Source organism: Sphingobium olei, assembly GCF_042678845.1.
Taxonomy (GTDB): Bacteria; Pseudomonadota; Alphaproteobacteria; order Sphingomonadales; family Sphingomonadaceae; genus Sphingobium; species Sphingobium olei.
This window is the reverse complement of sequence record NZ_JBHTLS010000036.1, coordinates 1-1093: the sequence shown is the minus strand read 5'-3', so window position 1 is coordinate 1093 and position 1093 is coordinate 1. Positions and strand designations below refer to the sequence as shown.

1 protein-coding gene is annotated in these 1093 nt (G+C 62.6%); it reads right to left on the bottom strand.

Annotation, left to right across the window (positions count from 1 at the left end):
* Window positions 1–374 precede the first annotated feature (374 nt).
* Window positions 375–1093, bottom strand: a 719-nt coding sequence (locus ACFQ24_RS03895; RefSeq protein ID WP_380909145.1) for a hypothetical protein, incomplete at its 5' end; no start/stop codon positions are given.

The window sequence follows — 1093 nt, the reverse complement described above, 5'->3', positions numbered from 1 at the left end:
TGGGGAGCGAGGCTGGAGGCGCGGCGGTAGCCGCGCTGGCGCTACGCCGGCGGGAGTAGCGGTAGCGGCGGGGGCGGCATGATCAGGCGGTTCCTGCAGGCAGACCGAACGGGTCCATGCTGGGCGGCACCGGCCGGTGCGTTTCCCGGTAGCGGGAACCATCAGGGGATGGTGGCGGGCCGCACGGCGGGATCGCCGAACACTTCGTCCCTATCGGGGGCAGCTTATGGGACCGATAACATAGCGCATGGGATTGTCTACGAGCGGCGGACGACGCCTTTGATCTGACTGCACTGATCCTGTCAGCCAACGTCCGTGATGGGTGCCAAGGCCGCCGGCACCAGATATGTCTCATGCCGAGCTGGAGCCAGGGATCAAGCCGTCCGGGGGAGATCATCCGGATCGTTGGCGGGCGGGGGAGCGCAGGCTCGCCCGGCATTGAAACGCTCGATCCATGTGCTGATATGCGATCGTCGCTCGATCGGAACAGCAGCGGCCGCACGCTGGAATTCAAGAAGATCGAGAGGCGCGTTGGCGATGATCTCGTCGATCTCGCCGGGATCGAGTAACGCTTCGGCACGAATGAACGCGGTCATCGAACCGGGACGTTTTTTCGTCGATTTGCGCCATAGACCTTCAACGGTTCGAAGCCTCGGGGCGGCGCGCGCTTCAAGCAGGACGATGAGGCGCAATTCCTCGCGAGGCAGCGCGCGGACCTCTGAAATCTGCATGGCAGAACAAAAGAAGCACGAACTCTTATGAAAAGCCGGCAGGCCCTCCTCGGCTATGACACGCTCGCAATCTTCCCGTGTGAAGCCCCAGTCTCGGAGCGGATATTGATATTCATAGAGGTCCGAGACATGCCCTTCCCTATGGGCGTAGCGCTGGTTGTCGCGGGTCGAACAGTCATATCCGATCAGGCGGACGACTTTCCGGCCGTTGGCCCACGCATGCTGCGCCGGAGGCCATGCCTTGACCCACTTATCCTGCGGCGAAATTTTATGCCGGGCCGAACAGCTGTGCTGCCCGAAGGCAATCGACGGCAATGTGCCGTTCGTCAGGCATCGAGCAGCGAGGTGTAGGGAGGCCAATG